A 210-nucleotide genomic window follows, 5' to 3' on the forward strand; every position below is an offset into this window, starting at 1 on the left:
CGGCGCGGGCTACGACGAGAACAAGATCGGCGCCCACCCCGACCGCGACGCGCTCGACCGGGCCGCCGGCGGCCGCCGGGTCTGGCTCAAGCACACCACGGGCCACATGTGCGTCGTCTCCTCCGCCGTGCTCGCCGACCTCGGCCTGGCCGACGCCCCGACCGACGTGCCGGGCGGGTTGGTCGTCGTGGACGGGGCGGGCCGGCCGAC

Annotated in this window: 1 protein-coding gene; it reads left to right on the plus strand. The window is 77.6% G+C overall.

The annotated features are described in order from the left end of the window. Nucleotides 1-210: hypothetical protein (locus QWY29_RS20885; RefSeq protein ID WP_439117468.1), on the plus strand; the 210-nt coding region annotated here is incomplete at both ends.

Origin of the sequence: Nocardioides abyssi (assembly GCF_030412915.1) — a bacterium.
GTDB classification, from domain to species: Bacteria; Actinomycetota; Actinomycetes; order Propionibacteriales; family Nocardioidaceae; genus Nocardioides; species Nocardioides abyssi.